The organism is Hydrogenophaga pseudoflava (genome assembly GCF_031020795.1).
Taxonomy (GTDB): Bacteria; Pseudomonadota; Gammaproteobacteria; order Burkholderiales; family Burkholderiaceae_C; genus Hydrogenophaga; species Hydrogenophaga pseudoflava_A.
Window position 1 is genome coordinate 151,828 of sequence record NZ_JAVHJP010000008.1, and the last position, 24,186, is coordinate 176,013.

General features: G+C 70.5%; 20 protein-coding genes. 1 reads left to right on the forward strand and 19 read right to left on the reverse strand.

Features of this window, described 5'->3' with window-relative positions:
- Positions 1–3 precede the first annotated feature (3 nt).
- Entirely contained in the window at positions 4–144 is a 141-nt protein-coding gene (locus RCO38_RS21850) for a hypothetical protein (RefSeq protein WP_308330563.1), read from the reverse strand.
- Between RCO38_RS21850 and mltA the strand changes: the two genes are divergently transcribed.
- Complete coding sequence (mltA, locus tag RCO38_RS21855) at positions 77–1,294, forward strand: murein transglycosylase A (RefSeq protein ID WP_308330565.1); 1,218 nt, start codon at positions 77–79, stop codon at positions 1,292–1,294. The two genes, RCO38_RS21850 and mltA, sit on opposite strands and share 68 nt — an antisense overlap.
- Before the next feature lie 7 nt (positions 1,295–1,301).
- On the opposite strand, the gene RCO38_RS21860 is transcribed toward mltA, so the two are convergent.
- The 18 genes from RCO38_RS21860 to wbaP all read right to left on the reverse strand — a co-directional run bounded on the left by RCO38_RS21860 (position 1,302) and on the right by wbaP (position 23,989).
- Positions 1,302–2,393 (reverse strand): glycosyltransferase family 4 protein, encoded by a 1,092-nt coding sequence (locus RCO38_RS21860; protein ID WP_308330566.1) that lies wholly within the window; start codon positions 2,391–2,393, stop codon positions 1,302–1,304.
- Complete coding sequence (locus tag RCO38_RS21865; RefSeq protein ID WP_308330568.1) at positions 2,390–3,265, reverse strand: glycosyltransferase family 2 protein; 876 nt, start codon at positions 3,263–3,265, stop codon at positions 2,390–2,392. Before RCO38_RS21865 ends, RCO38_RS21860 begins: the two co-directional genes overlap by 4 nt.
- Positions 3,262–5,034 carry a GMC family oxidoreductase gene (locus tag RCO38_RS21870; protein ID WP_308330570.1) on the reverse strand — a complete coding sequence of 591 codons (1,773 nt, stop codon included), beginning with the start codon at positions 5,032–5,034 and terminating at the stop codon, positions 3,262–3,264. The genes RCO38_RS21865 and RCO38_RS21870 overlap by 4 nt, the downstream gene beginning before the upstream one ends.
- Positions 5,027–6,193, reverse strand: coding sequence for an aminotransferase class V-fold PLP-dependent enzyme (locus tag RCO38_RS21875; protein ID WP_308330571.1), 1,167 nt, complete (start codon positions 6,191–6,193; stop codon positions 5,027–5,029). Before RCO38_RS21875 ends, RCO38_RS21870 begins: the two co-directional genes overlap by 8 nt.
- A 43-nt stretch (positions 6,194–6,236) precedes the next feature.
- Entirely contained in the window at positions 6,237–7,223 is a 987-nt protein-coding gene (gene galE / locus RCO38_RS21880; RefSeq protein ID WP_308330572.1) for a UDP-glucose 4-epimerase GalE, read from the reverse strand.
- Positions 7,220–8,419 carry an acyltransferase family protein gene (locus tag RCO38_RS21885; protein WP_308330574.1) on the reverse strand — a complete coding sequence of 400 codons (1,200 nt, stop codon included), beginning with the start codon at positions 8,417–8,419 and terminating at the stop codon, positions 7,220–7,222. Before RCO38_RS21885 ends, galE begins: the two co-directional genes overlap by 4 nt.
- Entirely contained in the window at positions 8,416–9,105 is a 690-nt protein-coding gene (locus RCO38_RS21890; RefSeq protein ID WP_308330575.1) for a J domain-containing protein, read from the reverse strand. Before RCO38_RS21890 ends, RCO38_RS21885 begins: the two co-directional genes overlap by 4 nt.
- A gap of 30 nt (positions 9,106–9,135) precedes the next feature.
- Positions 9,136–11,430 carry a GumC family protein gene (locus RCO38_RS21895; protein WP_308330576.1) on the reverse strand — a complete coding sequence of 765 codons (2,295 nt, stop codon included), beginning with the start codon at positions 11,428–11,430 and terminating at the stop codon, positions 9,136–9,138.
- 113 nt (positions 11,431–11,543) lie between these two features.
- The gene (locus RCO38_RS21900; RefSeq protein WP_308330577.1) at positions 11,544–13,217 is read right to left on the reverse strand and encodes a hypothetical protein; all 1,674 of its coding nucleotides are present in this window, start codon (positions 13,215–13,217) and stop codon (positions 11,544–11,546) included.
- Entirely contained in the window at positions 13,214–13,576 is a 363-nt protein-coding gene (locus RCO38_RS21905) for a VanZ family protein (RefSeq protein ID WP_308330578.1), read from the reverse strand. Before RCO38_RS21905 ends, RCO38_RS21900 begins: the two co-directional genes overlap by 4 nt.
- Positions 13,551–14,789, reverse strand: a complete 1,239-nt coding sequence (locus tag RCO38_RS21910; protein WP_308330579.1) for a polysaccharide pyruvyl transferase family protein — start codon at positions 14,787–14,789, stop codon at positions 13,551–13,553. Before RCO38_RS21910 ends, RCO38_RS21905 begins: the two co-directional genes overlap by 26 nt.
- Complete coding sequence (locus RCO38_RS21915; protein ID WP_308330580.1) at positions 14,790–16,046, reverse strand: glycosyltransferase family 4 protein; 1,257 nt, start codon at positions 16,044–16,046, stop codon at positions 14,790–14,792.
- A 31-nt stretch (positions 16,047–16,077) separates the two neighbouring features.
- Complete coding sequence (locus tag RCO38_RS21920; RefSeq protein WP_308330581.1) at positions 16,078–16,992, reverse strand: glycosyltransferase family 2 protein; 915 nt, start codon at positions 16,990–16,992, stop codon at positions 16,078–16,080.
- Between the two features lie 47 nt (positions 16,993–17,039).
- Positions 17,040–18,299 carry an oligosaccharide flippase family protein gene (locus RCO38_RS21925; protein WP_308330583.1) on the reverse strand — a complete coding sequence of 420 codons (1,260 nt, stop codon included), beginning with the start codon at positions 18,297–18,299 and terminating at the stop codon, positions 17,040–17,042.
- Positions 18,296–19,714, reverse strand: a complete 1,419-nt coding sequence (locus tag RCO38_RS21930; RefSeq protein ID WP_308330584.1) for a hypothetical protein — start codon at positions 19,712–19,714, stop codon at positions 18,296–18,298. Before RCO38_RS21930 ends, RCO38_RS21925 begins: the two co-directional genes overlap by 4 nt.
- 3 nt (positions 19,715–19,717) lie before the next feature.
- Positions 19,718–20,854, reverse strand: coding sequence for a glycosyltransferase (locus RCO38_RS21935; protein ID WP_308330585.1), 1,137 nt, complete (start codon positions 20,852–20,854; stop codon positions 19,718–19,720).
- Positions 20,851–22,335, reverse strand: a complete 1,485-nt coding sequence (locus tag RCO38_RS21940) for a mannose-1-phosphate guanylyltransferase/mannose-6-phosphate isomerase (RefSeq protein ID WP_308330586.1) — start codon at positions 22,333–22,335, stop codon at positions 20,851–20,853. Before RCO38_RS21940 ends, RCO38_RS21935 begins: the two co-directional genes overlap by 4 nt.
- A gap of 76 nt (positions 22,336–22,411) precedes the next feature.
- Positions 22,412–23,989: an undecaprenyl-phosphate galactose phosphotransferase WbaP gene (gene wbaP / locus RCO38_RS21945; protein ID WP_308330587.1), complete on the reverse strand. Its 1,578-nt coding sequence runs from the start codon at positions 23,987–23,989 to the stop codon at positions 22,412–22,414.
- Positions 23,990–24,186 lie beyond the last annotated feature (197 nt).

Here is a 24,186-nt window from a genome sequence, read left to right on the forward strand (position 1 = left end):
GGCTCAGTCGTCCCGCGGATCGGGCCGGTCGGCCTTGCGCTCCTCGGGCAGTTCCCCGTTTTTCCGACCCGAGAACATGGTCCACCACACGATGAAGATCAGCAGTACCAGCGCGGCGAGCGCTTCGAGCAGCAACAGGGTCATGGACAGGGGCCGTAGCGCGCTGGTTCGGTGGACGACGGCGCTGATTGTAGGCAGCCTGGCCGCCTGCACCACCGTCGAGCTGCCGCCCTCGGGGCCGACGCCGGGCGCCCGGCCCGCCGATGGCGGCCTGCCGCCCGCCATCCAGCAGCCGGGCAGCCGCTGGGTGCCGGTGCGCTGGAGCGACCTGCCCGGCTGGGGCCTGGACAGCCTGCACGAGGTCTGGGGCGCCTGGGTGCGCGGCTGCGAGAAGCCCTCGCCGGTGCAGGCACCGCTGTGCGCCGAGCTGCGGCCGCTGATCATGGCTGGCACCGCCGAGCAGCAGGCCTGGATCGAAAGCCGCTTCCAGCCCTACCGTGTGATGGAGCCCGACGGCAGCACGCCGCAGGGCCTGCTCACCGGCTACTACGAACCGGTGCTGGAGGCCTCGCGCACCACCACCTTCAGCCACCGCGTGCCGGTGTACGCGCCGCCGGTCGGTGTGCGCCTGGGCAGCAACGAGGCGCCCTGGTACACCCGGCAGGAGATCGACACCCTGCCCGCGGCGCAGGCCGCGCTCAGGGGCCGGGTCATCGCCTGGCTGTCCGACCCGATCGACGCCCTGGTGCTGCAGATCCAGGGCTCGGGCCGGCTGAACATCAAGGAAGCCGACGGCACGGTCAGGCAGGCGCGGGTGGAATTTGCGGCGCACAACGGCCACCCCTACCAGAGCGTGGGCAAGTGGCTGCTGGACAGGCGCGAGATCCGCGAGGGCAACTGGGAGGGCATCCGCGCCTGGGCCGCGCAGAACCCGGGCCGGCTCAACGAGATGCTCTGGAGCAACCCGCGCACGGTGTTCTTCCGAGAGGTGCGGCTGACCGATCTCAACGCCCGCTTCGGCCCCCCCGGTGCGCAGGGGGTGCCGCTGACGCCGGGCCGCTCGATCGCCGTCGATCCGCAGAGCATCCCCTACGGCACGCCGGTCTGGCTGGCGTCCAAGGGCGTGGTCTTCAACCAGCAGCGCCTGGTGATGGCCCAGGACACGGGCGGCGCCATCACCGGCGCCGTGCGCGCCGACCTGTTCACCGGCTGGGGCAACTGGGGCGACGCGCCCTACCAGCTGGCCTCGCGGCTCAAGCAGCCGCTGCAGATGTGGGTGCTCTGGCCGCGCTGAACAGTCGTCACGGCCACTGCGCCGTCACCTGCGTGATCACCTCGACCAGCTTGCGCACCGCCGCGTCCCAGGTGAAGCGCGTCACGAAGATGCGCCCCTCGTCCGACAGACCCTGCCACAGCGCGGGGTCGCTCTGCAGGCGCACCAGGGCCGCCTCCCAGGCCGCCGGGTCGTGCGGATCGGCGGTCAGCGCCCCCGGCCCGCAGACCTCGGGCAGGGCGCCGCAGGGTGCGATCACGGCGGGCGTGCCCAGCCGCAGGCCCTCGACCGGCGGCAGGCCGAAGCCCTCGGTCAGCGAGGGCGTGCAGACGGCCAGCGCGTGGGCCTGCAGGCTGCTCATCTCGCCCTCGCTCACGTAGCCGGCGAACACCGCGTTGGGTGGCAGGGGGTGGCCGGCGGCGGCGAAGTCGCTGGCCCGGGCGCGGCCGGTGAGCACCAGTGTCAGCCCTGCCAGTCCGGGGCGGGCAAAGGCCCGCAGCAGCAGGCCGATGTTCTTGTGCGGCTGCAGGTTGGCCAGCGACAGCGCATAGCGCCGGGGGGTCAGGCCCAGTCGGGCCAGCACGCTGTCGTCGCGCGGGAAGCGCAGCACGTGGTCGACGCCGTTGTGGACGACGTGGATGCGTTCGGCCGGTGCGATGCCCAGGGACACGAGCTCGCGCTTGGCGAACTCGGACACCGTGAGCAGGCCGCGCTGGGCGGCGCCGGCACGCCGGATGTGCAGCCGCGCCCAGGCGCTGCGCACCCGTCCATAGGAGCGCGGTGTGGTGAACACCTGGGCGTCGTGCACCATGGTCAGGCCCGCGCGCACCGTCAGCGGCGTCATGTTGCAGAAATTGACCAGCAGCCGGCCCTGCGCGGCGCCAGGCAGGCACAGCTGCTCCCAGGCGATGCCATGCAGATGGCCCGTCGCGCGGACCGGCAGGCCCGGCGCCGGCCATGTCAGCGCCGCGTCCCGCGGCACCGCGATCGAGACGTCCGGGCGCTGCGGCAATTCGCCCAGCGCGCGCGAGAGCTCGAAGGCCACGCGGTGCACGGCGGTGGGGGCGGCCGACATGAACTTGCCGTTGATGACGACCCCGGTCGGGGTTCCGGTGGTCACAGTTCGAGAATCCTGCGGGGGTCGACCTGTCCCCGCAGGATGTCCAGAATGGCCAGCCAGTTGCCGGCCGCGCGGCCCTGGCGGTCGATCCAGGGTTCGGGCCGGAGCAGCCGGGCGTGGTTGGCGATCAGGTTGCGCAGGATCATGCGCACGGCGACCCGCCGCGGCAGCGTCGCCTTGCGCAGCAGGTACACCGGGTTGCAGACCTGGCTGTAGCCCAGCCGCCGCCCGCTCTGCTCGCGGCCGCGTTTTTCGCCGCAATGCACGCCGCGGAAGGCGTCGGTGTGCACCAGCGGGCCCGGCACCCGGCCGCCGAAGTCCAGGTCTTCCAGCCAGGCGTAGAGCGGCAGGTTCTCGTCGAACCGGACCCCCGCGATGGCCGACACCCGGTAGGCCATGTTGCAGCCGTAGAGCCCATGGGTGTGCGCCAGGATGGACACCGTCTGCGGTTCCCCCGCCGCGTCGGCGGCGTCCACCAGGCGCTGCGCTTCGTCCGCGGAGATTCCGGGCCCGCCGATGCCGTCGGCCAGCACCAGGCCGTGCGCGCCGGCCACCCCGGGGTGCTGCGCCAACAGCCGTGCAACGCCGGCGATGGCGAAGCGCGAGGGCACGAAGTCGTCGTCGTAGAAAACCACGGCGTCGATGTCCGGGCGCAGCCGGTCCAGGCCGCGGTTGCGCTGCGCGCAGGAACCGCGCGGCCCGAAAAGATGCTCCACCTCGAACGGATGGTTCTGGGCGGGCGGTGCATCGGCCCGGCTTTCCAGCGAGAGGATGACCTGCGCGGGAAGCTGCGTCTGCGCGGCGAGCCGGTCCAGCAGCGCCGCCAGGCTGTCGGGGCGACCCAGGGAGGCGACGATGACGGCGACCTTCATGGCCGGCGCTCCCGGGCCAGGTGGTCGGCCAGCCGGTAGGCGAAGGCCACGATCATGAGCGTCGGGTTGGCGTGGCCGCAGGTCGGAAAGACCGAGGCCCCCGCGATGTAGAGGCCATGCACGCCGTGCACCTTGCAGTGGGCGTCCACCACGCCCCGGGCCGGATCGGCGGCCATGCGCGTGGTGCCGGCCGAGTGGCCCATGTCGATGATGTCGGCGCCGCGGGCGTCCCGCTCGGCGATCCAGTCGGCCAGCACCGGCGGCGGCAGTCCCGCCCTGGCGAACTCCCGCTGGACGATCTCGCCCAGCCGGGTCAGGGTGCGCAGCTCCAGCTCGCCGATGCGCCAGCGCGCCAGCGGCAGCGGCATGCCGAAGCGGTCCTGGCGCTGCGAGAGCGTGATGCGGTTGTCCCGGTCGGGCACCTGCTCGCAGAGGGCGTGGATGGACAGCCCGACCAGTTTGTGCGGGATGCCCCGGGTCAGGTACTCCTCGACGGCCAGCCCGGGCCGCCAGCGCAGCACCTGCTGAACCGCGAAGCGCGACCAGGCGCTGGGAAACCGCTTGCTCTGGAACGCCAGGCGGGCCATGCCCTTGGCCATGAGACCGGGCGAACGCAGCACGGCGCAGGTGTCGGCCGCGTAGTCCTTGCTCTGTCGCCGGACGATACGCCGCACCGCGCTCCAGGGGTCGTCCGGCGCACGTTCGCCCGTGGTGTAGGCGGCGCAGTTGAGCAGGCCTTCCTCTTCCTGCACACGCGCGGTGGGTGCCAGGCCGTGCATGTACATGCTCACACCCTGGTGCCCCTTGAGCCCGTAGAAGCCGAAGAGCCGGGACATGGACGCAATGGCCTGCGGGCCGAAGCTGGCGAGCCGGGCGTTCGGATGGTCCAGCAGGCAGCGCCCGACCAGGTCGTGGTCGTTGCCAAGGCCGTTCGGGTGCCGGGAGCGGGAGTTCAGCAGCAGCCGGGCGTTTTCGATCGCGCTGGCCGCCAGCACGATGGTCTGCGCCTCGATCGTCCGCCGGGCGCCGGTGGCATCGGCCACCAGCACCGCGCAGGCGCGCGTCCCCGACGCATCGCACAGCACCTCCAGCACGGTGGCACCGGTGAGCACGCGGCAGCCCGGCGGCGCGGCCTGGATGAATTCGGCGCCGGCACGCAGCACATCGGTCGGGTCCAGCGTCGAACGGGCGAACTGCCAGAAGAAGGAGTCCAGCACCGCGGGGTCGGGACGCGGCTCGGGCGGCGGGCGGCGCAGGTGCGTCCACAGCCGCCCGTCGTAGCAGTTGAGGCCCAGATTGAGGGCTTCGGCCGCCTTGTCCACATAGGGCGCCAGTTCGGCGGCGGTCACGGGCCAGCCGCTGCCGGGCACCCAGGGGCGCGCCGCGTAGTCCTGCTCGCTGAACGCGGCCGACTTGCCGGCCCAGGCCACCGTCGAGCCGCCCAGGGCGCGGCAGCGCACGCCGAAGCCTTGCCGCTCGTGGTGCCACAGCCGGGTCAGGTGGGTGTGGAAGCCCTGGCGCTTGAGCGCCTGGCGCGGCGTCCAGAGGTCGGCGTCGCCCAGGGTCTCGTTGAGTGCCTCGGTGCTTTCCTGCTCGACCAGCCCGCCGCTCTCCAGCACCAGCGAGCGCCGGCCGGCCTGCGCGAGCCCGCGGGCCACGCTCAGCCCCGCCGGGCCACCGCCGACGATCAGCACGTCGCAGGGCCCGATGGGCGCGTCGCCCAGGGCCGCGAGTTCCTCCACGTGCAAGGGGCCGGGTCGCTCAGTCATGGCGCTCCGGTCCGGGTTGGGCAAGGGCGGCCCGCAGGGTCTGTTTGTGCAGCAGCATCACCGGCGAAGGGTACTGTGCGCCCAGAGACACCCGGCAGGTGCGGGCGAGGATGTCCAGGGTGGCGCGGTAGGCGTCGATGTCGTAGGAGATGTCCCGGTGGGCCCAGCGGTGCGGGTTCATGCGCTCGTGGAACGAGCGCTTGCACAGCACCGCCTCCCAGTTCGAGAACACGTGCCGGCCGGTGTCGATCAGCCGCCCGACGCCGCGTGTGCGGGCGAAGCGGCGCGCCTCCTCGGGGTCGTCGAAGAGCACGCTCAGCGCCACCGCATGCTCCGGGCTGTGGTGCGGCGAGGGCCGGCAATGGGGCTGGCCGGCAAACAGGGCCGCGACGCCCGGGTAGCGGGCCTGCAAGGTCCTGAGCATCGGTTCCAGCCGGCCCAGCTGCGCGTCCAGCACGGCGCCGGTGAGTTCGGACACGCGGCAGTTCAGGCCGGAGAACAGGGGCTCGCTGGTCGGCTCGTGGCCGCGGATGAAGGCGCCGGGGTCGTGGAACATGCGGGCGCGCTCGAAATACCGGTCGTTGTTGGTCAGCACCGCGCCGCCCTCGCCCGCCGTGATGTTCTTGTGCTGGTTGAAGCTGAACGCCCCCAGGTCGCCGATGCCGCCCACCCGGCGGCCCTTGTACTGCACGCCCACGGCCTGGCAGGCGTCTTCGATCACCAGCAGCCGGTGCCGCCGGGCGATCGCCATGATGGCGTCCATGTCGCACACCACGTTCTGCATGTGCACCGGGACAATGGCCCTGGTGAAGGGGGTGATGTGGCGTTCGATGTCCCGCGGGTCGATGGTCAGCGACTCGTCGATGTTGACCAGCACCGGCACCGCGCCGACGGCCAGCGGCGCCAGGGCCGTGGCCACCCAGGTGTAGGCCGGCACCAGCACCTCGTCGCCGGGGCCGATGCCCGCGGCCGCCATGGCGGCGATCAGCGCGTTCGAGCCGCTGTTGACCGTGAGCACATGCCGCACGCCGATCAGCCGGGCCAGACGGTCCTCGAACCGGGCGGTGAACCCCTGCCCGCTGCGCCCGTAGCGCAGCAGCTCGCCCCGGGCCACGACCCGGCCAAGGTTCACCAGTTCCCGGATTCCGACGGCAGACATCCCGATGGTCCTTGTGGTGTGGGCGCGCAGCGGCTGGCGGCGGTCAGGCGGGCTGGCAGGAGTGGCTCCGGCACTCCCAGCGCCAGGCGTGTTCCACCAGCGTGTCCAGGGCCGCGTAGCGCGGCCGCCAGTCCAGGCGCCGCTGGGCCTGCGTGGAGTCTGCCACGAGGCGGGCCGGGTCGCCCGGGCGGCGCGGCGCGTACCGCACCTCGATGTCGCGCCCGGTCACGCGCCGCGCGGCCTCGATGACCTGGTTCACCGAGAAGCCATGGCCGTTGCCCAGGTTGTAGGCCTGGCTGCCTTCGCCGTGCAGCAGGCTCTGCAGCGCGAGCCAGTGCGCTTCGCACAGGTCGGTGATGTGCACGTAGTCGCGGATGCAGGTGCCGTCCGGCGTGTCGTAGTCCTGCCCGAACACCGAGATGTGGGGCCGCCGGCCCGAGGCCGCCTGCAGCACCAGCGGAATCAGGTGCGTCTCGGGCTCGTGCCGCTCGCCCAGCTGCCCTTCGGGGTCGGCCCCCGCGGCGTTGAAGTAGCGCAGGCACACCGAGCGCAGACCGTAGGCGCGGTCGTAGTCCTCCAGCGCCTGCTCCACCATCAGCTTGCTGCGGCCGTAGGGGTTGATCGGCTGCTTGGGGTGGTCTTCGGCGATGCGTTCGGTCTGGGGCTCGCCGAAGATGGCCGCGGTCGACGAGAAGATGAAGCGCATCACCCCCGCGTGCCGCATCGCCTCCAGCAGGTTCAGGGTGTTCACCACGTTGTTGCCGTAGTACTTGGCGGGGTCCTGCACCGACTCGCCGACCTGGATGTGCGAGGCGAAGTGCATCACCGCATCGAAACGTCCGGCCTGCAGCAGCCGGTCCAGCAGCGCGCGGTCGGCGATGTCGCCTTCGACGAAGGCGCCGTGCAGCACCGCGTCGCGGAAGCCCCCGACCAGGTTGTCGAGCGTGGTGACCTGGCAGCCCGTGAGCGCCAGCTGCTTGACCATGTGCGAGCCGATGTAGCCGGCGCCGCCGACGACGAGGATGTTCATGTGTTCTCCCTTGGATAAGACGGTTGGGGGGAGGGCCGGGCCGGCCCGATGCGCTGGAGCAAGGCCCTCAGCCGCTGCTGGCCCCAGGGTTCGGGGCCATGGGCGACCAGCAGGGCCAGCGTGGCGACGATCAGCAGGCTGGCCGCCAGCAGCGCCGCGCGGTCGTCGATGACCTGGGCCAAGGGCGGCACCAGGTACATGCCCACCACGAAGTGCCCCAGGTACAGCGGGTACGAGAGCCGGCCCAGCTGCACCAGCAGCGCACGCAGGCCGGCCCGTGTCACCGGCGGCCGGCAGGTGACGGACAGCATCAGCCAGGCCAGCATGAACAGCCACAGGCCCGCGGCCGTTGCGACGTCGCTGTCGCCGTCCGTGAGCGCCTTGAGCCGGATTTCGAGCAGGCACAACAGCACCAGCCCCACAATGAAGGCCTGCCGCGGGAGCGAGGGCGGGCTGCGGGTCGCGGCGAACAGGGCCATGCCCAGTGCGAAGAACACGCCGTGGCGCAGCAGCAGGAGCTTGTAGCCGAACCAGTCCAGCGCCGCGGCGGAGCCGGCCGCGGTGGCCACCGCGACGGTGCAGAACACCAGGAACAGGCCGCTGGCCGATCCCAGCACCACCGCCAGACGGTCCAGCGAGGCCGTGTAGCCGCCACCCTGGCGGGGGCCGCGCGCCATGGTCAGCCCCACCAGCGCGTAAAAGATGGCCTCGATCACCAGGGTCCAGACCACGCCGTCGATGTAGGGGCCCTTGGGCGAGAGCACCACGCTGCGCGACCAGTCCAGCAGCCGCTCCAGCACCGGCTCCCCGGACGCGATGCGGACCAGCAGCGCGATGGAGGCGCAGATCCAGAGCGCCGGAAAGATGCGCACCGCGCGCTTGATCAGAAAGCCCTGCCAGGAGGCGCCCAGGGTCGAGCGGGCGATGACATAGCCCGACAGCACAAAGAAGACCTGCACGCCGACCCAGCCGCTGGCGGCCCAGTCGGGCAGGAAGGCAAAGGCCGCGTCCGGGCCGGTGGCCTGGTACCCCGGCGCATACAGGCCGAACGATTTGAAGTGGAACAGCAGCACCGCGGTGGCCGCCAGGAAGCGCAGCAGGTCGATGCCGTGGACATGGCCCGCGACCTCGGGCGGCCACAGCGCCGCGGCGTGGGCCGCGGCGGGTGCGGCCGGACTTGGGCGGTGTGTCGTCATGGCCGGACCACCCGCTGCATCGGCGTGGCCAGCACCGCCCGTTTGACCCTCAGCGAGGCCCCCGGGTGGTCCGGGCGGGTGAACAGCCACACCAGACCCGTCAGCAGCAGGACCGCCACGGCCACCAGCGCCCGGCGCCAGGTCAGCAGCCGGGCCAGGGGGCCCTTCGCGGGCCGTGGCCGGGGGGTATCCCGGGCCGGCGCCTGGGCCGGGGACGGCGCGCGCGCCCGCGAGGCGTCGTAGCGCTGGCGCCGCTCCGGCGAGGACAGCACGTCGTTGGCCAGGTTGATGCGGGTGGCCGCGTCGGCCGGCCAGGCCTCGTCTGCGCGGGAGAAGTCCGGGTGGACCAGCCGCATCATCATCCGGTAGTGGTGGCGCCGGGTCTCCGGCGGGGAGGTGCCGGTCAGCCCCAGAACGGTGTAGTGGTCGGCGCCGGGGCGCAGCATCACGCTGCGCACGAAGAACCGCGCCGCCCTGCGCACGTGCAGCGCCGAAGCCGCCTCGGCCCCGAGCCCGTCCGCCGGGCGGTCCGAGGCCAGCCGCAGCACCGTGTCCAGGTGGTCGAACAGCACGGCGGGCTCGCGCCGGGCCACCGCGTAGCGGCCCGGCGCCTGCTCGTACTCGAGCAGGGCCACCAGAACGCCGGTGCGTGGCCGGGTGGCAGGAGGGGCCAGGGTGTCCGCCATGGGGTCTTTCGGTGGCTCGGGCGGTGGTGCTCAGGGCGCGGTGCGCGCCGCGGGCACCGCGCCCAGCGGGGCGGGCGCGGTGCGGCCGGTGGCCTGGCCGTAGCCGTAGTACGACTCGAAGCTCTCGTTGTTGGTGTGTTCGGTGCGGGCGTGGGTCAGCACCACTCCCATCGGGGCCAGACCGGCGTTGCGCAGGCGGCGCAGCGCGTCCTTGATGCGCTTCTTCTTGGTGCTGGCGGCCTTCACGGTGAACACGATGTGCTGGACCTGGTTGCCCAGCACGACGGCGTCGGCGATGCCCAGCAGCGGGGGGCCGTCGATGATCACCTGGCTGAAGCCCAGCGCCTGCGCTTCGTCCAGCAGCTTGCGCAGCCCTGGCCCCATCAGCAGCTCCACCGGGTCCGTGGGCGTGGGCCCGGCCAGCAGCACGCCCAGGTTCGGCACCACGGTCTTGAGGATCAGGTCCTTGGCCGCGGCCTCGCCCGCCAGCAGGGTGGACAGGCCGCGGTCGTTGGGCAGCCCCAGCGCCTTGTGGACCGACGCCAGGCGCATGTCGGCGTCGATCAGCAGCACCTGTTCTCCCAGCTGCGCGAAGTTGACGGCCAGTGCCAGGGCCGTGGTGGTCTTGCCCTCGTCCTTGCCGCAGCTGGTGATCAGCAGGTGCCGCGGCGCGCCGTCGGCGGTGGAGAACTGCAGCGTGGTGCGCATGGAGCGGTAGGCCTCCGAGAAGCTGCTGCGGGGCTCCAGATGCGCCAGCAGACCCATGGATTCGACGGACACGCCGCGCGGCCGGCGCGTCACCGGAATCCAGCCCAGCATCGGCAGGGCGAACAGCCGTTCCACCTCGTCCTCGTGCTTGACGGAGTCGTCCATCTGCTCGCGCAGGATAGCGGCCAGCACGCCCACCAGCAGGCCCAGCATCAGGCCCACGGACAGGTTGATCACCGGACGCGGCCGCACCGGCAGCAGCGAGGGCTCGGCCGGGTCCACCACCGAGATGTTGTTGGTGTTCAGGCCGCCCGTGACGCTGACTTCCCTCAGGCGCTGCAGCAGGCTGTCGTAGACCTGCCGGTTGGTGTCGAGCTCGCGCTTGAGCAGGTTCAGGTCCACGCTGCGGTCCTGCACGGTCTGCACCGCTTCGCGCGAGGCGCCCACGCGCGCGCGCAGCAGGGCCTCCTGCTTCTTGGCGGATTCGTACTGGCCCTTGATGGAGGCCAGGATGGTTTCCACTTCGGCGTCGATGCGCCGCTGCAGCTCGTCGATCTGCGACTTGGCCTGCTGCATGGCCGGAAAGTTCGGCTTGAACACCGTGAGGTTGCGGGCGTATTCGGCCTCCAGCTTGGCGCGCTGTTCCTTGTAGGCCTGGATGGCCAGGTTGTCGAGCACGCGCGGTGCGCTCTCGGGGCGCGAGCGCACCTCCTCGTACTGCGCCTCGGCCTTGATCCGGTCCTGCTCGGCCTTGGCCAGCGCGGTGGAAAAGTCGACGTAGTTCTGCGTGGTGGCGCTGGTCTGGTCGCCCAGGTCGAGGATCTCGTTGCGTTTGGCGTACTGGTTGATGACCCGTTCGCTTTCTTCGAGCTTGGCCTTGGTCTGCTGGATCTGCTCCTCCAGGAACTTGCGCGCGTAGGCCGAGGACTCCAGCTTGCGCTCCAGGTTCATCGCAATGAAGGTCTGCGCGATCTGGTTGGCGATGCGCGCGGCCAGCTCGCTGTCCTTGTTCGTGACCTGCACCTCCACCAGGCGCGAGCTGCGCAGGGGTTCGATGTTCACCGAGTCGCTGAAGGCGTTGACGGTGCCGTTGCGGCCCACGCGTTCGCTGTCCTGCACGGCGGGTTCGAACAGCTGGCCGAAGTTGCGGCCGAGGGTGGCGAGGAACTCGGGCACGACCGATGCCGCCTCGGGCTCGGCCGGTGCCGGCGGAGGCGCTGGCGTCTCGGCCTCGCCCGCCTGGTACAGGCCCATCTCCTCGATCACGCGCAGCGCCAGCGACCGGCTCTTGAGCAGCTCGATCTGGGTGCGCAGCTGCAGCTGGTCGGAGGCCGTGCCCTGGTCGAGTTCGATCTCGGTGTTGAAGCCCACCACCTTCTGGGCGCTGCGGTCGATCTGCAGCAGCGTGGTGGAGCGGTACAGCGGCGTGCTGCGCAGCGTGTAGACCGCCGCCGCGCCCAGACACAGCAGGGTGATGCCGGCGATCATCCATTTGTGTTTGGCGATGGCCCGGAAGATTTCCTTGAGGTCGATGTCGTCGTTGGCCGCGGCATCCGGCTCTTCGCGCGCCTGCTGGGCGGCTTGCAGCATGCGGGCCTGCTGCAGGGCCAGGGCCATGGAGGGCGGCGGACCTTGGGGGGGAAGGGTGTTGGGCAACATGGCAGTGGGGCTCTAAAAGCGGTGGCGGTGGGGATCGGTCGGCAGGGTGCGGTGCGGCGGGTGCATGGGGCTCACTCCTTGCTCACCGACACGCTGCGGATGCTGTAGTTGCTGTGACGGGTGGAGTCCGAGTCGAACCAGAAGTGGTAGCCGAACTTGCCCACGAACTGGGGGTCGTTGATGGACCAGCTCAGCGTGGCCCACTCGCCGTTCGCGGGCACGGTGTTCCAGCCCACGCTGCGGGTGCCGCTGCGGCTTTCGTACTTGAGGTTGAAGCCGGCGGCGTCGGGCGAGTTGCGCCGGACCACGGCGGTGATGCGCAGCGGCACGGACGTGTACGACAGGAAGTTGGGGTCCACCGTGAACGAGGTGATGGCCCGCGGCGCCGCGTCCAGCACCCGCTCGTCGCCCACGTTGCGCCACACCGGTGTCTGGACCAGGTGCAGGCCGCGTGCGTCGGCCGGATCGTCGGACGCGCTGAATGCCACGCGGGGAGCGCCGCTGTGGTCGCCGTTCCAGGGGAAGGGCTGTCCCTGGTTGGCGCTCGCCTGCTGGACCCAGTCGGTCGCCTCCCTGGGCAGCAGCACCAGGGCGGGCAGGTTGGTCAGGGCCAGCGCGGTGGTGGCCTGCACCACGCCCGACAAGGGGTAGACCACGCGGCTGCCTTCGGGGAGCGCCACCGCCTCGGTCGTGCCGGGCCGGCTCCAGGCCACCATCACCGGTCCTTGCGGGCCCTCGAAGAGGAAGCCGTGGTGCCGGTCGGCCAGCAGCAGCCAGCCGAGCACGCGCGGCTGCGGGCCGAGGTGGTCGATGAGCGTGCGCAAGGCCGTGTGGGCGGGGCGCGGCTGGCCCAGGCGGTCGAACAGGCCGAAGGGGCCGGAGTCGCCGTCCAGGGGCTCGAACCAGTGCACGCGGGCCGCCCCCTGCGCCAGGCCCATGGTGTAGACCTTGACCAGCAGGCTGGCCTGGGACGCCGCGTCGTTGCGCGCGTCCACCGGCTGCCCCACTTCGGTGAAGTAGACCGGCACCTGGGCGCGTTCGGGGTTGCGCGCCAGCAGCATCTTGCGGATGGTCGGCACGATGGCCATGAACTGGGCCTCGAAGCCCTTGTGGATCAGGCTGGCCGTCTCGTAGGGGTGCACGGTGACGAAGTCGAACTTGTCCTTGGCACCCGAGAGCAGCGCGCGGTCCATGTAGTTGAGGTTGACGCTCTGGGCCGCCAGGCCCAGCTTCACCGACGGGTCCACCTCCCGGGCCGCGTCGTGGGCCAGGGCCACCATGCGGCCATAGACCTCGGGCGGTGTGTTCCCGGTGAAGTTGGGCGGCTCGTTCCAGACCTCCCAGTCCGTGGTCAGGGGCCTGAAGCGCTGCACGCGCTCGCGCACGTACGCCTGCCAGGCCGCCGGGTCGTTCGGGTCGCGGAACTCCAGGATGCCGCTGAAGCGGATGGACCTGGGCAGGCGCTGGACCGCCAGGGCGGGGTCCAGCGTGGGATTGAAACCGCGCACCCAGCCCACGCCCATGTCGGCCACCGGGCCGATCCAGCGCTCGGGGCTGCGGGACGACGAGGCCGAGGCGGCGACGCCGAAGGGATTGGCGGTGGCGGGCATCTCCGACGTGGCGAAGGCGGTCTTCTGCCGCAGCGAGCCCGCGCCCGTGCCGCGGGACGGTCCGTCGGCGTGCAGGGCCACCACCGACCCCAGGGCCAGTGTGCCCACCGCCAGCGCCGCCACCAGGGGTTTCATGCCGGTCCTTTCTGCGCCGGGAAAGCGAGCGTGAGCGCCCACCCGGCCGAGATGCCTGCCAGGTCGGCCAGGAAGTCGGCCCAGGACGGATTGAAGGACGGCTGCCCCATCTGGTGCACCTCGATGAAGGCGCCCAGCGTGGCGGCCAGCAGGCCCGCGACGCCCCGGCCCATGCCCAGTACCCGGTGGAACAGCCACCACAGGGTCAGGAAACACAGGAAGTGGGCAGCCTTGTCCCACTGCGCGTACAGGGGCCGCAGCAGGTCCACCTGGGCGAGGTAGAACACCGCGGCCGACAGGGTGAGGGCCTGGACCGGCACGCCGGTCCAGGTTTTAGCGGGCGGCTTCTTGGAGACCATGGGCTTCTCGGGGTAGGGCGATCAGGGCGGCCAGCCGGTGCACCGACCGCAAGGACCGCTGGGCGCACGCCTGGGACGACAGGGGCGCGGGCGCCGCCGGCGGTGTCAGAAGCCGGTGGGCGATCGAGGAGGCCGACGTGCGGGACACGTCGGCCAGCGCGCCGGGGCGCTGCACCTCGTCCAGGAACGCGCCCACCTTCTTGTCCCAGGCCAGGGCCACGAAGGGCTTGTCGTAGGCCAGCGCGGCGATGATGGCGTGCAGGCGGAAGGCCACGATGGCGGTGCAGCCGGCGATGACGCGGCAGAGGTCGGCCGGGGTGTGGATCTGCTCCGACACATCGGCCAGTCCGGGGCAGGGCCGCCCGCCTTCCCTGAACGCGCGGCCCAGCCGCTGGGCGAACGCGCGGTCGTCGGGGCTGCCGTTGGTGAAGACCCGGACCTGCGCCCCCTGCGCCCCCAGATGGGTCAGGAGGTCCGTGTAGAAGCGCACCAGCGCATGGTCGCCCAGCGACGACAGGCCGTGGTACTGGAGCTCGGACGGGCTCATCACGCCCACGCCGATGCGGGCCACGCCGGCCGGCGGCGGGGGCTCCTGGGCGACCGGCGGCAGGGCGAGTGCGGCGAACACGCCGGGGTCGAGCACGGTGACGATGTCCCGTTTCGCCGGGCCGAGCGCCTGTGCCAGCAGCGCGGCGGAGCGCGCGTCCCGCACCGCGATGAAGCGCAGGTCGCAGGCGCCGAGCGCTTCGAGGAACAGCCGCCGGCCGGTGGGCGACCAGTCGTCAGACACCCCCACGCCGTAGAGGTAGACCGGCAGGCGCCGCCGCGCGGCTTCCATGAGGGCGCCGTGGATCTTCTTGGGGAAGTTCAGGTCGTGGTCGGCCAGCAGGTTGCCGCCGCCCAGCACGATGGCGTCCAGCCCGGCCATCTTGCGGCGGTAGAACGGCCGCAGGCGAAAGCGCACCAGCAGCTCCAGGTAGAGCCGAGAGGCCGCGCCCAGGGCGAAGCCGGGCAGCATGGACCGCAGCACGTTGAGCCGCTTCTTGGACCGCAGGCCCTGCGAGAAACTCTCCCGTCCCGCCAGGTCGATGAAGTGCGGTTCGATGCGGCTGGGAGACGAGGCCAGGCCGTGCCGGATGCACTCCGCGATCAGGCCGTCGCCCAGGTTGGGGCTGTAGGCCACGTTGAGGATGCCGACTTTCAGTGCGCTCATTCAGTGCACCTTCAGCAGCCGGGGCTCGGCCGTCATCGAACCGTACATGGTCAGCAGGGCGTCGGCCCAGCTGTCGGTGGTGTTGGCCACCTGCCGCCAGTGGGCGTGGCCGTTGGTGCTCATGGCGTGGACGAGCTCGTCGGAGCTGTCCAGGCGGGTCATCAGGCGGCTCAGGGCCTCGGTGTTGTCCGGCGTCACCGTCAGGCCGGCGTTCATGCGCAGCAGGTCGGGTGCCACCGCCGAGCTGGTGGAGACCACCACCGGAATGCCGCTGGCAATGGACTCGATGGCGACCAGGCCGAAGGTTTCCCGCAGCTTCGACGGCATGATGACCGCGCGCGCGTTGCGCAGGTGGGTGCCGATGTGGCGCCGGTCCTGCCAGCCGGTGAATTCGGCCTCGGGGTACTGCGCCTTCAGCGGCGCCAGCAGCGGGCCCGCGCCGATGACCTTGGCCTTCACCCCGGCGCGCCGGGCGGCGGCCAGAAAGGTGTCGACGCCCTTTTCGGGCACCAGCCGGCCGATGAACAGGAACTCGCGGTTGGATTCGGCCGCGATCCGGGTGTCGGTGAACGGCACCACCGGGTTGGGGATGGTGAACACCGCATCGTCCAGGCAGCCGCTGCGCGTGAAGTAGGGGCGCATCGCCTCGTGGGGCAGCACGATGCGGAAGCTCGAGTCCTTCAGGTTGAACCACTGGTTCTTGATCTCGTGCCGCGCCACGCGCCACAGCTTCTGGGGGTAGCTGCGCTGGTCGCAGTTGGAGAACAGGCAGCCCACCTGGCTGGGCAGCAGATCGCACTCCTTCATCTGCCGGTAGTTGATGAAGGCGCCGTTGGGGCACGCAGGGAAGTAGTCGTGCGCGTGCACCAGGGTGCGGTGGCGCACCGGGGCGAGGGCCTTGAAGATGGAGGGAGAAAAGATCTTGCTCCACCCGTGCAGGTGGTAGACGGTCTCGGGCGTGTCGTGGGTGTCGATCCAGTTGGCCAGGAAGCGCTGGGCGGCGGGGTTGTACAGGCCGTTGATCACGTTGTTCAGGGGCCGGGCCGGGTCGATCGCCGCGCCGTTCAGGCCCCGGCGCAGGACCTGGGCGTCCAGGGCGTCGTCGGCCGGCTGCTGCTCGCCGCAGAGAAAGGTGGTGTGGACGCCCATCGACGCCATGAGGTTGGCGTTGGCGATGGCCAGGGACGAGGCCCCGCCGTTGGCGGAGGAGAAGTCGTTGAGCACGACCAGGCGAAGGGGCGGCTGCGTGGTGATCATGGTCATCGTGTGGTGTGGTCGGTGCGTCGGCTCACTGGATGCCCGTGACCCGGGTGGGGTGGCAGTGACCCCGGACCAGGTCCCGCAGCGCCATGAGGTTGCCCCTGAGCCGCCCGGTGTAGTCGCGCGAGCGGTTGCCCAGCAGCGTGTTCATGCCGTTGGAGAGCATGTTGCGCACCAGGGTCCAGCCGCCCTTCTGCACGGGCAGTGTGCGCTTGCGGATGAGGTACAGGGGGTTGGCAATCTGGGAGTAGCCGAAGCGCACACCGCTGGTGCGGCCCGAGGACGCCCCCATGTGCACCCCGCGGCATTCGGGGACGTAGCGCAGCGGACCCTGGCGGCTGGCCTTGACCGAATAGTCGACGTCTTCGAGCCAGCCGTAGAAGGGCAGGGCCGGGTCGAAGCGGTCGGTGCCCGCCACGGTGCCCCGGTAGGCCATGTTGCAGCCGTAGAGATCGGGCACGTCCCGGCGGGCGCCGGACCAGGTGTGCTTCATCGGTGGCCGGCGGGCCTCGATGAAGTCCCGCGCCTGCGCTTCGGTGATCGGTTCGCCGGTGATGCCGTCGGCCAGCACGGTGCCGCCCACGCCGACCAGTTGCGGGTCGTCGAGAAACGCCGCCCGGCAGTGGGCCACCCAGTCGGTCGCGAGCCGGAAGTCGTCGTCGAAGAACACCACGAACCAGTGCCGCGGGTCTTGGTCGCGGGTCAGGGCCGCCAGCCGCTCCAGGCCGGCGTTGCGCTGTTTGGTGAGGCCGGCCTCGGAGAGCAGCACCGACACCGTGGCCGGGCTGTAGGCCGGGTGGCTGTCCAGCCCGGCCACGTCGGCGGGCTCGCTGCCGACAAACAGGATGTGCGCGACCGGGTGGCTCTGGGTCCGCAGCGAGCCGAGGATCTCCTTCGCGATGGCGGCCCTTCCTTTGGTGGCGACGATGACGTAGGCGTTCATGGCGGTTCCGGCGTGGCGGGGTGTCGGGTGAAGACGGTGGGGTGCGTTCATCGGGGGACGACGGAGAAGAGCTTCTGCAGGATGCCGTTCCTCCAGGCGAACAGCAGCAGCAGCGCCAGGGTGACCGAGTCGCCGAGGACCCGGGCGTAGGCGGCTCCGGTGGCCTGGTGGGTCTCGCCCATCAGCACCAGGGAGCCGATGCCGACGACCGAACCGATGATGACCACCACCGCCAGCGTGCGTTCCTGGTGCTGGGGAATGAACAGGTAGGCGCCCAGCACGATGATGGCGGCGTTGACCGGGAACACCACCGCCAGCAGCTTCAGCAGCTCGGCGGTGTGCTCGAACCCGGGGCCGAAGATCAGCGCGACGATGGGGGCGGCGAACCAGTGGCTCACGGCCGCACCCAGTGTGGCGATCAGCAGCAGCAGGGCGCCGACCTTGCGGGACAGCTGGTAGGCCGCTCGGTGGTCGCTCTTGAACAGGGCGGTGATCTTCGGGATGAAGATGTGGCCCATCGGCGTCATGATGCTGATGCCCGCCGCCACCAGGCGGTCGGCCGCCCCGTAGGCGCCCACCAGGTCCGCGCTGGCGTACAGGCCCAGCAGGTAGGTCAGCGCCGCGCCCACGAACATCGCGTTGCTGATGTACAGGAACAGGTAGCCCGAGGAGCGGATCAGCTGCAGGCCCGCGCGCCACTGGATGAGGCGGCCCAGGCTGAACTCGCCGCGGCACGACCAGTACGCGACCACCGAGACGATCAGCGCCGACAGCAGCATCATGAAGATCGCCAGATCGGCATCGTCCGGCGAGCGCACCAGCGCCAGGATGAGCGACAGGTTGAGCGCGAACCCGATCACTTCGAGGCGCACGGTGGTTCGGGGCCGGTGCGTGCCGGTGTAGTACCAGCCCAGGTTGAAGGCGGACACCACGCCCATGGCCATGGCCGCGTAGGCCGCCCAGCGGTTGGCCGCCAGGATCGGCGAGAGGTGGATGGCGACCAGGGTGCCGGGAATCACCAGCAGCGCGAGCCACAGCCGGGCGGTGAACTGGGCACCGAAGATCTCGTCCGGGTTGGATGCCGTCGCCACGGCGCGTGTGCCGGAGGGCGCCAGCCCCCAGCTGTTGAACAGCCACGCAAGGTTCATCAGCGACAGCGCCGACAGCACCACGGCATACCCTTCGGTGCCCAGGATCCGCCCGTAGAAGGGAATCAGCACCAGCAGGTAGAGGTAGCGCAGGGAGTAGGCCGCGTAGACGAACGCGAAGTCCAGCGACGAGCGGGTGGCGACCGGGTTCGCGCTCATCGGGCCCCCTGTGCAAGCGGTTCCATCCGCAGTTCGGCCGCGCGCGCCGGGTACTTGGCGACCAGGCCGAGCTTGAGGCCGAGGATGTAGGCCAGCGCCAGCCCGAAGTCGGCGGAAGTGCCCACCAGCAGCAGGTTGACGAAGGGCGGAATGAAGGCGAAGAACAGGCCGCGCTGGACGGCCTTCAGGCCGGGAGATCGGTAGTAGTTCCAGCGGCCCAGCAGGGCCTTGAGCAGGAAGGTCATGAACAGCAGCCCGCCCAGCACGCCGGTGTTGCTGAACAGTGCGGCGAGGAAGCTGGAGGTGCGGGTGCCGCCCACGCCCACGCCCAGACCGTGGGTGTCCTGCAGCGCCTGCAGGCTGACGGTGGTCCACAGCGTGCGCTCCTCGTACGACTGGGACTCCTTCTTGTAGACCACCATGTGGTTGAAGATGTCGGTCAGTTCGCTGAGCAGCCGGGGCTGGAACGACAGGAACAGCGCCACCAGCGAGAGCGCGCAGCACCACAGCAGCGCGGTCTTGGTGAACGGGGTCTTGCGCACGCTCACGTCGCCCCAGAGCCAGTCCACCAGCACCAGCACCATGAAGACGCCCACGCACACCATGGCGGCCGACGAGGTCGAGAGCAGCGCCATCAGCACCAGGGCCAGCACCAGGGCCATGTTCTTGGCATAGCCCAGCGGGTCCTTGTGCACGGACAGGCGGAGGAAGTACAGCAAGGACAGGAAGAAGACGCACACCGCCCCGTAGGACGAGGCCTCCGGCGTCAGTCCCACGGTGCGCTTGTTGCCGAACACCTCGTTGGTGGTGAGCAGCGCGTAGGTGGCGGTGCGGAACGGGTCGAGCAGCGCATCCAGGTTGACGAAGTTGCTGGCGTAGTCGAGGGCGCCGGTCGCGACGGTGATGAATGCGCCGACCCGGATGGGGCCGAGCAGGTCGGCCACATTGAAGTGCCGGCTCGTGAGCCGCACGAAGCAGAACACGCCGAACACCGAGACGGAGAGGTAGGCCAGCTGGGAAATGTTCTGGGTGGTCGGGTGCAGCAGCTCCTCCACGATCATCTCGGCCGAGCGCACCGGGAAGATGGTGACTTCACCCTCGAAGATCCGGGGCATGAGCAGCGTCGCCGCGCAGGCGACCAGCCAGAACGCCGTGAGGTAGACGGTGCCGCTCTTGGACAGCGCGATGCGGGCCAGCGCGCTGCGGTCGTCGCGGTTGAGCAGCAGCCGCAGCCCGATGAGCAGCGCGATGATCGGCGTGGGCGTGAGGGTGAGCCCGCCGGTCAGGTTGGTGGGCACCACCGCCAGGGCGCCGAACGGGATGGAGCCGAAGAAGATGCTCAGGCCGGTGCGGGTGCTGCCGATCAGCACGCGCACCGCCAGCACCCAGAACAGACCGATGACCAGGGCTTCCATGGCTTAGCCCCATCCCTCGGCGGGCGTCTGCGGCGCGGCCCTGTGCAACGCCAGCGCGCCCTCCACGGCCCGCAGGAACCGGTGCTGGAAGACGCTCTTGTCGAAGCCCGCCGCATGCTCCCGCAGCACCCCCACGTCGAAGCGGTGATGGCCGGCCTCGAAGCCGCGGACCGCGGCTTCGAGCGCCTCGGGGCTCTGCTCGTCGAACAGCAGGCCGGTCTTGCCATGGACGATGGTGTCCAGCGCGCCGCCCTTGCCGTAGGCGATCACGGGCGCGCCGCTGGCCATGGCCTCCACCGGCACGATGCCGAAATCCTCCAGGCCCGGGAACACCAGCGCCTTGCAGGTCTCCAGCTTCTCCTTGACCACGCCGAAGGCCTGGCGTCCCATCAGCTGCACATTGGGGCCCGCGACGGCCCTGAGCCGGTCGAGCAGCTCGCCCTCACCGATCACCACCAGGGGCAGACCCAGCCGGTTGAACACGTCGACTACCATGTCGGCCCGCTTGTAGGCCACGAGCTGGCCCAGGCACAGGTAGAAATCGCCGCGCTCGCGGCGGTGGTCGAAGGCCGTCACGTTCACCGGCGGGTACACCACCTCGGCGGGGCGCCGGTAGAACTTGCGGATGCGCGAGGCGACGAAGCTGGAGTTGGCCACGAAGTGGTCCACGCGGTCGGCCGAGGCGCGGTCCCAGACGCGCAGCCAGTGCGCCACCCACGGGAACAGCGCGCGCACGAGACGGCCGGCGCCCTGCAGGTAGCTGGGGTACATGTCCCACACATAGCGCATGGGCGAATGGCAGTAGCAGACATGCAGCGCGTCGGGGCGTGTGACCACCCCCTTGGCCGGGCCCGACTCGCTGCTGATCACCAGGTCGTAGGCGGAGAGGTCGAGCTGCTCCAGCGCCACCGGCATCAGCGGCAGGTACTTCTGGTAGTGCCGCGCCGCGCCCGGCAGGCGGGCGATGAAGGTGGTGATCACCCGGCCCCGGAAACCCGTGCCCAGGGTCTTGCGCACCAGCGCTTCGTCGCAGACATGCACGAACAGGTCGGCCTCGGGATACAGCTCGGCGATGGCGGCCACGACGGCTTCTCCCCCGCGGTTGCTGAGCCACCAGTAATGGACGATGGCGACCTTCATCGGGCGAGGGCTGCCCGCGCCGGGGTCTCGGGCGGCGCGGCCCGGGGCGCCGTGGCGCGCCCGTAGGTGTCCTCGAAGCGCACGATGTCGTCTTCGCCGAGGTAGCTGCCCGACTGCACCTCGATCATCTCGAGTTCCATTCGGCCGGGGTTGTGCAGGCGGTGCAGCTCACCCACCGGGATGTAGGTGGACTGGTTCTCCGAAAGCAGGAACGTCTCCTTGCCGCGCGTGACCTCGGCCGTGCCCTTGACGACGACCCAGTGCTCGGCGCGGTGGTGGTGCATCTGCAGGCTCAGGCTGGCGCCGGGCTTGACGCCGATGCGCTTGACCTGGAAGCGCTCGCCCAGGTCGATGCTGTCGTACCAGCCCCAGGGGCGCGCCACCTTGCGGTGGGTCAGGGCCTCGGCGCACTGCTGGTCCTGCAGCCGCGCGACGATGTCCTTGACCTGTTCGACGCAGTCCTTGTGGGCCACCAGCAGCGCATCGGGCGTGTCGACGATCAGCAGGTCCTGCGTGCCCAGGGCGACCACCGGCCGGTGGGGCGCGTGGATGTAGGTGTTGCGCGCCTGGTGGTGCAGGCCCTGGCCCTGCACGCGGTTGCCGTCGGCGTCGGCGGTGCTCAGGTCGGCCACGGCGTTCCAGCTGCCCACATCGCTCCAGGCGCCCGGGTAAGGCACCACGGCCACGTTGTCGTGGTGCTCCATCACGGCGTAGTCGATGCTCTGCGAGCGGCAGGCGGCGAATTCGGGCGCCGTGGGGGTGATCCACTGCGGCGCAGCCCCGGGGGCCGGCGGTGTCATCGCCGAGGGCGGCGCGGGCAGGGACTTGCGGCCGGCGGCCAGGATGTCGGGGGCGTGGCGCTCCATGGCCTGCAGCAGGACGCTGGCCCGGCACAGGAAGATGCCGGCGTTCCAGAGCACGCCACCGCCCAGCAGCAGCGCCTGTGCGGCCTCGGCCTGGGGCTTCTCGATGAAGCGCTCCACCTGCTGCGCGCCGTCCGGGCGCCGCGCGCCGTGGCGGATGTAGCCGTAGGCCGTGCTGGGAAAGCTCGGCACGATGCCGAAGGTGACGATGGCGCCGCCCTCGGCCGCGGGCACGCCCTCCCGGACCGCGCGCACGAAGGCCTCCGTGTCCGGGATGTGCTGGTCGGCCGGGCAGAACAGCAGCAGCGCGTCGGGCTCACCGTTGTCGGTGGCCTGCAGCGCCGCCAGGGCCATGGCCGCCGCGGTGTTGCGGCTGACCGGCTCCAGGATGGCCTGGGTGCCGACCGGCAGGCCCTGCAGCGCGTCCGACACCATGAAGCGGTGGCTTTCGGAGGCCACCACCATCAGCTGCGCACCGAGCGGACACACCCGCTGCAAGGTCAGCTGCAACAGGCTCTTGCCTTCGATCAGCGGCACGAACTGCTTGGGAAAACTTTTGCGGCTCAGGGGCCACAGGCGGGTGCCGGAGCCGCCGCAGAGGATGACGGGGGTGATCATGATGCGCTGCGAAGAAAGAGGGGTGAAACGCTGCCGACGGCAGGCCTGGGCGATGCGGTGCGGGGTGTGGACTGGTTCAGACGGCGCCCTCCTGCTTGAGCACCACGCGCACCGTGCGCAGCATGATCACGAGGTCGTACCAGAGCGACCAGTTGCGCACGTACCAGGCGTCGAAACGGATGCGCGAGACGTAGGTGGTGTCGCTGCGACCGCTCACCTGCCACAGGCCGGTCATGCCGGGGCGGGAGGTGAGGTAGTAGGTGACGTCCTTGCCGTAGCGCGCCAGTTCGTCGTGGATGAGGGGGCGGGGCCCCACCAGGCTCATCTCGCCGATCAGCACGTTCCAGAGCTGGGGCAGTTCGTCCAGGCTGGTGCGGCGCAGGAAACGGCCGATCTTGCTGATGCGCGGGTCGTTGCGCAGCTTGAAGTCCCGCTCCCACTCCGCCCGAGCCTCGGGGTCGCTGGCCAGCAGCTTCTTGAGCTGCTCCTGGGCGTCGACCACCATGGAGCGGAACTTGTAGCACTTGAAGGGTTTGCCGCCCTGCCCGACGCGCACATGGCCGAAGAAGGGGCTGCCCCCGTCGCGGGAGATCTTCCAGGCGAAGTACGCAAACAGGGGCGAGAGCAGCAGCAGCAGCGAGGCCGAACCGACGATGTCCAGCGTCCGCTTGAGGATTTGCGGCCCCGGACGGTGCAGGTTGTTGCGCGCGCGCAGGAACAGCACGTCGTGGCTGAAGAGGTGGGACGCTTCCATGCCGTACATCGGCAGGTCGCCCAGGGCGGGCACCATCACGAGGTCGTCCCGGGTGTGCATCAGCTCCTCTGACAACTCGCGCAGCCAGTTGTTGTCCCGGATGCCCAGCACGCCGACCAGCTGGTAGGCGCCGGGCCGGGCCAGAAACTCCCTCACGGCCGGTGTGAGCGGCGTCGGGGCCACCACCGGCCCGTTCTTGAACGCCACCAGGCGCTCGCCGGGATGGGGGCACACCACCGCCACCGGCTGGTAGCCCAGCAGCGGTTCGCTGGCCAGGGCGGCGGCGGCTTTCTCCACGTCCTCGGGGTGGCCGATCAGCACATAAGGCTGGGTCAGCAGCCCGGCGCGCAGCAGCCGCCGGCGGATGGCCAGACGGGCCAGCGGCAGGCCCAGCAGGATGAGCGCCCAGGTCGCACCGGTCCAGAGGCGGGACAGCGGCCACTGGGCGCTGTAGATGATCATGGCGTCGATCAGGGCCGCGCACAGCACCACATGGATGATCTGGCGCACCTCGTCCCACCAGGGCTTGCGGCGGTGGGCGTTGTAGTGGCCCTGCACCGTCCCCATCCAGGCGATCATGCCGGCCACGATGACCATGAACAGGGTCAGGCGCAGCTGGCCGTTGTCGGCCCACCAGACGTTCAGCGCCTGCGGCAGTGTGGCCTCGCCGAGCAGCCATGCGGGCAGCCGGCCTGCAACGAAACAGCACCACAGCACGCTGAGGTCGGTGACGATCAGCCGTGCGCTGACCCAGCGCTGGCGCCGCGTGAGCTGCGCCCACGGGGCGAGGCTGCGGGCGAGATCGTGTTCGTTGTACAGCGAGACAACCGTGTCGCCACCACTTTCCGTGGACGGCTGCTGCGGCGCTGCTTGTGGCAACGGCGATGGACGAGCGTTCATGGCACCTCCCTCTTTGTGCTGCGAACCGGTGCGTGACAGACTTCACGCAGGAATCAGCAAACTTCAGGCCAGACACTGCTGGACGGGGGCGAAGTATTAGTCCGAAAGGGTCTATTTGCTGCAATGCAGCACGAAACTTAGGTAACACATCGTATTTACAGGGTAAACACGGGATGTGACGTTGGTGTGGCCGCCGC

Coding starts and splice junctions, on each gene's coding strand:
- mltA (WP_308330565.1), top strand. CDS start 77: ATGGTCCACCACACGATGAAGATCAGCAGTACCAGCGCGGCGAGCGCT.
- RCO38_RS21850 (WP_308330563.1), bottom strand. CDS start 144: ATGACCCTGTTGCTGCTCGAAGCGCTCGCCGCGCTGGTACTGCTGATC.
- RCO38_RS21865 (WP_308330568.1), bottom strand. CDS start 3,265: ATGAAGGTCGCCGTCATCGTCGCCTCCCTGGGTCGCCCCGACAGCCTG.
- RCO38_RS21870 (WP_308330570.1), bottom strand. CDS start 5,034: ATGACTGAGCGACCCGGCCCCTTGCACGTGGAGGAACTCGCGGCCCTG.
- RCO38_RS21875 (WP_308330571.1), bottom strand. CDS start 6,193: ATGTCTGCCGTCGGAATCCGGGAACTGGTGAACCTTGGCCGGGTCGTG.
- galE (WP_308330572.1), bottom strand. CDS start 7,223: ATGAACATCCTCGTCGTCGGCGGCGCCGGCTACATCGGCTCGCACATG.
- RCO38_RS21885 (WP_308330574.1), bottom strand. CDS start 8,419: ATGACGACACACCGCCCAAGTCCGGCCGCACCCGCCGCGGCCCACGCC.
- RCO38_RS21890 (WP_308330575.1), bottom strand. CDS start 9,105: ATGGCGGACACCCTGGCCCCTCCTGCCACCCGGCCACGCACCGGCGTT.
- RCO38_RS21895 (WP_308330576.1), bottom strand. CDS start 11,430: ATGGCCCTGGCCCTGCAGCAGGCCCGCATGCTGCAAGCCGCCCAGCAG.
- RCO38_RS21900 (WP_308330577.1), bottom strand. CDS start 13,217: ATGAAACCCCTGGTGGCGGCGCTGGCGGTGGGCACACTGGCCCTGGGG.
- RCO38_RS21905 (WP_308330578.1), bottom strand. CDS start 13,576: ATGGTCTCCAAGAAGCCGCCCGCTAAAACCTGGACCGGCGTGCCGGTC.
- RCO38_RS21910 (WP_308330579.1), bottom strand. CDS start 14,789: ATGAGCGCACTGAAAGTCGGCATCCTCAACGTGGCCTACAGCCCCAAC.
- RCO38_RS21915 (WP_308330580.1), bottom strand. CDS start 16,046: ATGATCACCACGCAGCCGCCCCTTCGCCTGGTCGTGCTCAACGACTTC.
- RCO38_RS21920 (WP_308330581.1), bottom strand. CDS start 16,992: ATGAACGCCTACGTCATCGTCGCCACCAAAGGAAGGGCCGCCATCGCG.
- RCO38_RS21925 (WP_308330583.1), bottom strand. CDS start 18,299: ATGAGCGCGAACCCGGTCGCCACCCGCTCGTCGCTGGACTTCGCGTTC.
- RCO38_RS21930 (WP_308330584.1), bottom strand. CDS start 19,714: ATGGAAGCCCTGGTCATCGGTCTGTTCTGGGTGCTGGCGGTGCGCGTG.
- RCO38_RS21935 (WP_308330585.1), bottom strand. CDS start 20,854: ATGAAGGTCGCCATCGTCCATTACTGGTGGCTCAGCAACCGCGGGGGA.
- RCO38_RS21940 (WP_308330586.1), bottom strand. CDS start 22,335: ATGATCACCCCCGTCATCCTCTGCGGCGGCTCCGGCACCCGCCTGTGG.
- wbaP (WP_308330587.1), bottom strand. CDS start 23,989: ATGAACGCTCGTCCATCGCCGTTGCCACAAGCAGCGCCGCAGCAGCCG.